The following is an 8,022-nucleotide window of genomic DNA, read 5'->3' as shown; positions in this document are numbered from 1 at the left end:
CTTCTGCTCAGCCATAGTAATCCTGGGGCCTGCCACCATGGCTGAGCAGAAGTGCTGCGCATTTGGCCATGTCGAGGCAGCTGCCCCCGCCGATCCCGATCACCATGTCCGGCTTGAAATCCTTCGCCTGCGCAATGCAGGCGGCGACGCTGTCGCGGGGCACATCCGGCAGCGTTCGGTCGTAGACCAGCGTCTCTATCGCCGCATTGTGCAAGCCCGCAAGAATTTCGGCGAGCTGCGAAGTCGCCGCGAAACGCTCGTCGGTGCAGACGAACGCGCGCCGCCCAAATTTGGCGGCAACGGCAGGCAGCACATGACGCTGGCCTTTGCCGAACAGGATCTCGCGCGGCAGGCGCGCGGCTGCGAACAAGGTCATGGACGGCATCCTTCAGTTCCAGAGGCCGGGCCTCGACGTCCGGGTCATTTCCCAAAATATCCTCTATTAAATCGTATAGGATATAGGATTGAATTGACCGAACCATCGTGCTAGTGAGTGCTCCTGTCAAGAGGGTAAACAATGCAGAACGCGGACCTGACGGAAGCTCCTTCGACAGCCCGTATCCAGCGCGCCAACAGCCTGGCCGGCGACGTTTACGAGGCAATCTTCGCGCAGCTGATGTCGCTCAGGATTGCTCCGGGATCGCGCATCACCGTCGACAATCTCGTGAAGGAATTCAACGTCTCGCATACCCCCATTCGCGAAGCGCTTGGCAGGTTGGAGGGTGAGGGCCTGGTGTTGAAGACCCACCTGATCGGCTATCGGGCCGCCCCGCAAATCACCCGCCGCCGCTTTGACGAGCTTTACGAGCTGCGCCTTCTGCTTGAGCCAGCTGCCGCGGCCAAAGCCACTGCAAGACTGGACGACGAGCGCCTGACCGTGCTGCAGGAAGCGGCTGGCGTCATGGCCCGGCGAGAGGGGAAAGACGAACGCCTGCGTTATTCGAACTTCGCCCGTCAGGATGCGATCTTCCACGACAAGATCGTCGAGTTCGCCCAGAACGAGCTCATTCGCGAGACGCTCAATCACCAGCATACCCACTTCCACATCTTCCGCTTGATGTATCACTCACGCGTGACCGAAGAGGCACTCGACGAGCATGAGGCCATCCTCGCCGCCTTCTCCGCGGGCGATCCGGACGCCGCCGAAAAAGCCATGCGCGTGCACATCGAGAATTCGCGGGACCGGCTCCTGCCTGCGTTCGAGTAGCCATCGCGATCTCGCTTGCCCGGGGACCGTCAAGCTCGACGGGCCGCCGATCGCCCAGCCAACGCCAAGGAAAACTATTCCCCGACTTAACCGCTCTGCTCCGATTTCGATCCCTGTCTGGCGAGGCGCCAAATGCACCTCGCCTTCCCACAAACCGAGAGGAAGACCATGCCAGGAAAAAAGATACTGATGCTGACGGGCGAATTCACCGAGGAATATGAAATCTTCGTCTACCAGCAGGCGATGGAGGCCGTCGGCCATACTGTTCATGTCGTCTGCCCCGACAAGAAAGCCGGCGACCTGATCAAGACATCGCTGCACGATTTTGAAGGCGATCAGACCTATACCGAAAAGCCCGGTCACAATGCGCTGATCAACAAGACCTTTTCCGACGCCGAGAAGCAACTGAGCCAATACGACGCCGTCTACTGCGCCGGCGGGCGCGGACCGGAATATATCCGCACCGACAAGCGCGTGCAGGCGATGGTGCGCCACTTCCACGAGGCGAACAAACCGATATTTACGATCTGCCACGGCGTCCAGATCCTGATAGCGGTGGACGGCGTCGTCCGCGGCAAGAAGGTCGGCGCGCTCGCGGCTTGCGAACCGGAGGTGACGCTGGCAGGCGGCACGTACATCGACCTGTCGCCCACCGATGCCTATGTGGATGGGACGATGGTTTCGGCGAAAGGTTGGACGGCGCTTGCGGCGTTCATCCGTGAATGCCTGAAGGTGCTGGGAACGGAAATCCGCCACGCGTAAGCGTTTGGTCCCGACGCATCCCGCAATGGATGCGTCGGCCCCCTTCAAAGGTGGCTCGATTCCATCATTCGTCAAATACGATCAGCGAACGCATCAGCGTTTCTCTTGCCGAGCCCAGATGTGCTCGGCAGGCTCGCTCAATGCGCTCGGGATCGCGGCTTTCGAGCGCATCGATATAGGCAAGATGCTCCAGGATCGCCGCCTGGTTGCGCTGCTTCTCGTCATGTTTGTTCCACTGATAGTGGTAGTGAAAAATGAAGCTGATGATATCGTAGAAATCGTCGATGAAGCGGTTCGGCGAAGCCTCGTTTATGAGCCGGTGAAACCGGTTATCGAGGCCTGAAAAGTCGTGGAAGCGGCTTTCAATCCGCTTCAGCAGTTCGGTATGCGCAATCTTGAGCACGGCCAGCTTCTCCCACAGGGGAGAAGTGTCGGCCTGCTGTGAAAACAGATGCGCCGAGCGCAGCTCGAACATTACGCGGATCTCGAACAGCTCAAGTGCGAAATCTTCCGTAAAGCCCTTGAAAAGCCAACCCGTGTTCGGCCTTTTTTCGAGCAGCCCAAATCGGCTGAAGCGGATCAGGAACTCGCGAATTCCGTTGGTTGCGACACCGAACTGCCGCGCAAGCTCGAGCTCGTTGATGCTGGTGCCGGGTCTGGTGTCACCGCGCAGCATCCACTCCATGAATTGCTGCTCGACGTGCTTGGCGCGTGATGTGGTTTCGGCGTCGGGATAGTAATCGTTATCCTCGACCGCTCGGCCTGCCGTCCTGACGCCGCCGCGCTCGGCGATAAGGTCGCGGCGGGCAAGTTCTCTCAGGACCTTTCGGACAGTCGTGCGGCTGACTCCCATTCGCCGTCTAAGCTCATTTTCGGAAGGAAGCTCGCCGGTCAATTGTCCGTCGTGCAGCATACTGGCGACCCGGTTGAAAGCCTTCTTGTAGACAGTGTCGGTTCGCATAGGATCTACCTCAGAGCATTACCTTGTTCTTTCCAGCGTGAACTTTATCCATAAAAAACAACTTGACCAAGGGATACTCTGGTTGTTTTTTATCGATAAGAGGAAGCTAAAATACGGCACAAGTTTTTTGACGACGAGGCTTACAAAAGCCCCGGCGGGGAGGGGAACTTGCCTGAAACGGGAGACACCGGCACCACTGTCGGCGAGGCCGCATTGCGAGCACCCAGGAAGCAAGAAGCTGTTCCCGGACTCGCGCTGGGCTTGGCCCTGCTGAGTGCTGGCCCGGTTGTTATCCTGGCCCTGCTGATTGTCGTTCTCAGTTTTTTGTCGCCCTATTTCTTGACCGGACGCAACCTCAGCAACATCCTCGCCCAGACCGCCGTCATCTCTGTTGTGGCGATGGGCCAGCATCTTGTCATCCTGACACGCGGGATCGATCTGTCCGTCGGCTCGAACGTGGCACTGGCTTCGGTCGTCGGCGCGCTCAGCTTCCATGCCGGCGCTCCCGCCGTCCTGGTAATCGCGGTCATGGTTGGCTGCGGTGCGGCGGTCGGCGCCATCAACGGGCTCTTCTACGTCTTCGGTCGGTTGCCGCATCCGTTCATCATCACGCTGGCGACATTGAGCATCGCCAAGGGATTGGCGCTCCAACTCGCCGACGGGCGGGCCATTCCCGGCATGCCGGATGCCATCGATGCGCTTGGCCGCGAGGCGGTCTGGGGTCTGCCGGGATCGGTATTTGTGGTCGCGGGCGTTGCCGCGGTGATTTTCGTCATGGCCAAGACGATGGTCTGGGGGCGCTGGATCTATGCCGTTGGCGGCCGGCCCGACGCCGCAGTCCGCATGGGCATTCCCGTCTCCTGGGTCCTGGTTTCGGTCTATGTGATCTCAGGACTGTGCGCCGGCGTCGGTGCGGTCATCCTTGCCGGCCGCACCGACGCCGGTTCGCCCTTGTTCGGCAATCTGCTGGAACTGGATACGATCGCGGCGGTGATCATCGGCGGTGCCAGCTTTCTCGGCGGCCGCGGCCATCTTGGCCATGCCTTGATCGGCGCCATCATGATCGGCGTCATCCGCAACGCGCTCAACCTGCTCAACGTCAATGTCTTCTTCCAACTCATCGTTATCGGGGTGGTCATCGTCATAGCGGTCGAGTCCGATGTGTTGCGCAACTATCTTGAAGGGCGCGTGCGCGTCATGCAGGCCGGGAGGCAGTCGTGAGTGCCGTTCCAGCAGGCGTCGATCATGCAGCTGAATATCCTGTGCTTGCGGTACGCGGCGCGACCAAGCGTTTCGGCTCGGTTGTGGCGCTGGACGACGTCAGCATCGAGGTCCGACGCGGCGAGATCTTGGGGCTTCTTGGCGACAACGGCGCTGGCAAGTCGACGTTGACCAAATGCATCAGCGGAGTGCACCAACTCGATGCCGGCGCGATCCTCCTGGACGGTGCGCCAACGCAGATACGCTCCCCTGCGGATGCGCGCTTCGCCGGTATCGAGACTGTCTACCAGGATCTGGCGCTGTTCGACAATCTGACGCCAGGACAGAACTTCTTTGCCGGTCGCGAACTGGCGGGGCCGCAATGGCTTCCTCGCGGCATGCGATTTCTTCAACAGCGCCGGATGGATGCCGAAACGCGCATTCTGCTCGCCAATTTGAAAGTCACGTTGCCAAGGCTGGACGCCGTCGTTGCCATGATGTCGGGTGGACAAAGGCAAGCCATTGCGGTGGCCCGGTCGACCGTGTTTGCCCGCAAGGTCGTGATCCTGGACGAGCCGACCGCCGCACTTGGGCTGCGTGAATCGCGGCAAGTGCTCAACCTGGTCGCCGCCCTGCGCGACCAGGGCAACGCTGTTATCCTGATAACCCACAACATGGAGCATGTCGTCGAGCTTGCCGATCGCGCCGTGGTGCTTCGCCAGGGCCGCAAGGTCGGTGAGCTGATGCCGACCAAGGACAACAAGCAGGAACTGGTCTCCATGATCGTGGGAGCCTGATCCGTTCGAGATTTGGGGACCGTTCCGGTCCGCAAATGACTGAAGCGACTTCCGTCGGAAGCCGCCTCAATTCCAAGGGAGGAATGGAATGCCACTAAACCGAAAACTGTTCGCTGGGCTGGCGATCGGCGTTGCGTGTGCGATGCCGGCTTCGGCGGCCGACAAGATCAAGGTCGGCCTGATTACGAAATTCCCGGTGCCGTTCTACTCGACCATGGAGGATGCCGCCAAGAAATACGCGGCCGCTCATCCTGAAGTCGAGTTGGTCACCGGCCAGGGCCAGGCGGCAACCGACATCGAGGGCCAGATTGCCCTGATCGAATCGATGATCACGCAAGGGGTCAAGGGTCTGGCGATCACTCCCGTCGATCCGACCGTCGCGCCGACGCTCGACAAGGCGGTCGCTGCCGGCATCAAGGTGGTTCTCGTCGACAACGGTATCCCGGACTGGAAAGGCCAGACCGCGTTGGTTTCGACCAACAACCTCAACGGCGGCAAGATCGCCGGAGAGTATCTGAAGACAGTGCTCAAGAGCGGCGACAAGATAGGTATCCTGCAAGGCGTTCCGGGAGTGCCGGCGCTGGACGACAGGGTCACCGGCATGATGGAGGGGCTCGGCGACGTCAAGGTGGACGTCGTCGGCAAGGGTGCAACCAATTGCACGCTTGAACTTGGCACGTCGGTGACCGAGGACATCCTGACCGCCAATCCCGATCTCAAGGCAATCTACGCAGCCTGCGGACCGCCTATCCCAGGAGCCGTCAAGTCGATCAGCAATGCGGGGATCGCCAACGACAAGATCATCCTTGTCGGCTTCGACGCCTGCTGCGGTGAGATCGAAGCGATCAAGTCCGGCGCGGAAGATGCCAGCGTTGCGCAATTTCCGGCAAAAATGGGCGAACTTGGCATCGATACTGTCGTCAAGGCGATCCGCGGGGAGACCGTCGAAGCCAATGTGGATACCGGGGCAGGACTGGTGACGCTGCAGAACGTCAAAGACTTCGAATAGGCTCCACACCTTGGCCCGGCGGTGATCTCCGCCGCCGGGTTCTTTTTGAAACATTTCAGGAAGACAATTCGCATGAAAGCGCTCGTATGCCGAAAGCCCGGCGAACTGATCTTCGAGGATCGCCCGGCGCCCGGCCCGCCTGGCGCCGGATGGGCGCTGGTCAGCATCAGCCATGTCGGCATCTGTGGCACCGATTACCACATCTTTGAGGGCAAGCATCCCTACCTGGCCTATCCACGTGTCATGGGGCATGAACTCTCTGGCACCGTGACTGCGGTTGGCGAAGGCGTCACCATCGAGGTCGGTGAGCGGGTCGTCGTAAATCCCTATTTTGCCTGCGACAAATGCATTGCCTGCCGTCACGGCAAGCCGAATTGCTGCGTATCGATCGAGGTGTTGGGCGTTCATCGCGACGGCGGCATGTGTGAGGAATTGCTGGTGCCTGCCGGCAACCTCTACCCGGTCGCAGGATTGCCGCTCGTTCACGCGGCGGCTGTCGAGTTCCTGGCGATCGGCGCTCACGCGGTGAGACGCTCCGAGCTTGCTGCCGGCGCACATACGCTGGTCGTCGGCGCCGGGCCCATCGGACTGGGTACGGCATTGTTTGCGCGTATTGCCGGCCAAGCGGTGACGCTCATGGACACCAGCACGGAACGGCTCGACTTCGCCGAAAGCCAACTCGGGTTTCCGGTCATCGATGGTGCTTCGGTTTCACCTGTCAAACTGGTGAGAGAACGAACCGATGGCGATTGCTTCGACCTCGTCTTCGATGCGACCGGCAGCAAGGCTTCGATACAGGCAGCTTTCGGTTACGTGGCCCACGGCGGTGCCCTGGTAATGGTAAGCGTGATCAAGGACCAGATCAGCTTCTCGGACCCCGAATTCCACAAACGCGAGATGATGTTGATCGGCAGCCGCAACGCGCTTCGCGCCGACTTCGACCACGTCATGGCGGCAATGCACGACGGCGCCATACCCGTGGACAAGCTCACAACGCACCACACCACCGTTCAAAACAGCCCGCGCGATATTTCTCATTGGGCAAATCAGAAATCGGGGCTTATCAAGGCCGTGATCGCCTTCTAGGGCCTCCAAAGCAGCCGCTCAACTGAACAAACGTGGGCCGAACCTATCTCACAAAGTGGTTGTGTTCGACACTGGCGACCGGTTACTAAAGGGCTAGTTGTCGTCACGTTTCGAGGTGGGTTAGTCTTCCTGGTTTGCCAGCCGTGCTAAATCGGATGGCTGTCTCGTGGTTTAGATCCGTTGAAATGGGGTGAACGGGCATGGGCATTCTGGACTTCATTTCCAAGCAATTTATCGACGTCATCCAGTGGACTGCAGACGAACCGGGCGTGCTGGCCTCTCGGTTCCCAATGTCCGGCATGGAAATCCAGAACGGCGCCCAGCTCGTGGTGCGCGAGACGCAGAAGGCGGCCTTCTTCAATGAAGGCAAGATCGCCGACATCTTCGGGCCAGGCACCTACACGCTCAACACCCAGACGCTGCCGGTGCTGACCTATCTGAAGAACTGGGACAAGTTCTTCGAGTCTCCCTTCAAGTCGGACGTGTATTTCTTCGACACCAAGGACCAGATCGATCGCAAATGGGGCACCACCCAGCCCCTGACTGTCCGTGACAAGGAATATGGGCCGATCCGCCTACGCGCCTTCGGCAACTATGCCTATGCCATTGGCGATGTCGGGGTGTTCTGGTCGCGTCTGGTCGGCACGGCCGAGCGCTCCACCTCCGAGATGATCGAGGGGCAGCTGCGCGGTGCCATCCTCACTGCCATCGCCAGCAAGCTCGGCCAGAGCAACATCGCCTTTATCGACATGGCGGCCAATCAGGAAACATTCTCGCAGCAACTGGCGGAGGCGATCGGCCCGGCGCTCCAAGCCTACGGCATCGACGTCAAGAGCTTCTACGTGCAGAGCCTGTCGTTGCCCGAGGAGCTCCAACGCGTCCTCGACAAGGTGAGTTCGATGAACATGCTGGGCGACCTCAATCGCTATGCCCAGTTCCAGACTGCCGAATCGATCCCGATCGCCGCCGAGAATCCGGGCGGCCTGGCGGGGGCGGGGGC

Annotated in this window: 8 protein-coding genes and 1 pseudogene; 7 read left to right on the top strand and 2 right to left on the bottom strand. The window is 60.2% G+C overall.

Features of this window, described 5'->3' with window-relative positions; genetic code table 11:
• Positions 1 to 10: 10 nt before the first annotated feature.
• Positions 11 to 376, bottom strand: a pseudogene (locus EOA33_RS16705) (iron-containing alcohol dehydrogenase); the annotation flags it as partial.
• Between the two features lie 141 nt (positions 377 to 517).
• Here EOA33_RS16705 and EOA33_RS16700 point away from each other — a divergent pair.
• Both EOA33_RS16700 and EOA33_RS16695 read left to right on the top strand, forming a co-directional pair.
• Positions 518 to 1,207 (top strand): GntR family transcriptional regulator, encoded by a 690-nt coding sequence (locus tag EOA33_RS16700; protein ID WP_126056160.1) that lies wholly within the window; start codon positions 518 to 520, stop codon positions 1,205 to 1,207.
• A gap of 168 nt (positions 1,208 to 1,375) precedes the next feature.
• Positions 1,376 to 1,969: a DJ-1/PfpI family protein gene (locus EOA33_RS16695; RefSeq protein ID WP_126056159.1), complete on the top strand. Its 594-nt coding sequence runs from the start codon at positions 1,376 to 1,378 to the stop codon at positions 1,967 to 1,969.
• A gap of 64 nt (positions 1,970 to 2,033) precedes the next feature.
• Here the strand turns inward: EOA33_RS16695 and EOA33_RS16690 are convergent, their stop codons facing one another.
• A complete protein-coding gene (locus EOA33_RS16690) occupies positions 2,034 to 2,930 on the bottom strand; it encodes a GntR family transcriptional regulator (protein ID WP_126056158.1) in 897 nt (298 codons plus the stop codon).
• Positions 2,931 to 3,098: 168 nt separating this feature from the next.
• On the opposite strand from EOA33_RS16690, the gene EOA33_RS16685 reads away from it, so the two are divergent.
• From EOA33_RS16685 to EOA33_RS16665, 5 genes are all read left to right on the top strand, one after another.
• Positions 3,099 to 4,151: an ABC transporter permease gene (locus EOA33_RS16685; protein WP_245455565.1), complete on the top strand. Its 1,053-nt coding sequence runs from the start codon at positions 3,099 to 3,101 to the stop codon at positions 4,149 to 4,151.
• Complete coding sequence (locus EOA33_RS16680; RefSeq protein ID WP_127406091.1) at positions 4,148 to 4,927, top strand: ATP-binding cassette domain-containing protein; 780 nt, start codon at positions 4,148 to 4,150, stop codon at positions 4,925 to 4,927. Before EOA33_RS16685 ends, EOA33_RS16680 begins: the two co-directional genes overlap by 4 nt.
• Positions 4,928 to 5,015: 88 nt before the next feature.
• Entirely contained in the window at positions 5,016 to 5,936 is a 921-nt protein-coding gene (locus EOA33_RS16675; protein WP_127406090.1) for a sugar ABC transporter substrate-binding protein, read from the top strand.
• 72 nt (positions 5,937 to 6,008) lie between these two features.
• A complete protein-coding gene (locus tag EOA33_RS16670) occupies positions 6,009 to 7,022 on the top strand; it encodes a zinc-binding alcohol dehydrogenase family protein (RefSeq protein ID WP_127406089.1) in 1,014 nt (337 codons plus the stop codon).
• Positions 7,023 to 7,222: 200 nt separating this feature from the next.
• The coding region (locus EOA33_RS16665; protein WP_127406088.1) for an SPFH domain-containing protein at positions 7,223 to 8,022 on the top strand (800 nt) is incomplete at its 3' end.

The sequence above is a fragment of the Mesorhizobium sp. M4A.F.Ca.ET.050.02.1.1 genome, assembly GCF_003997725.1.
GTDB lineage: Bacteria > Pseudomonadota > Alphaproteobacteria > Rhizobiales > Rhizobiaceae > Mesorhizobium.
Note: the sequence above shows the minus strand (reverse complement) of the source record. Positions and strands in the feature narration are given on the sequence as shown.

Coding starts and splice junctions, on each gene's coding strand:
- EOA33_RS16700 (WP_126056160.1), top strand. CDS start 518: ATGCAGAACGCGGACCTGACGGAAGCTCCTTCGACAGCCCGTATCCAG.
- EOA33_RS16695 (WP_126056159.1), top strand. CDS start 1,376: ATGCCAGGAAAAAAGATACTGATGCTGACGGGCGAATTCACCGAGGAA.
- EOA33_RS16690 (WP_126056158.1), bottom strand. CDS start 2,930: ATGCGAACCGACACTGTCTACAAGAAGGCTTTCAACCGGGTCGCCAGT.
- EOA33_RS16675 (WP_127406090.1), top strand. CDS start 5,016: ATGCCACTAAACCGAAAACTGTTCGCTGGGCTGGCGATCGGCGTTGCG.
- EOA33_RS16670 (WP_127406089.1), top strand. CDS start 6,009: ATGAAAGCGCTCGTATGCCGAAAGCCCGGCGAACTGATCTTCGAGGAT.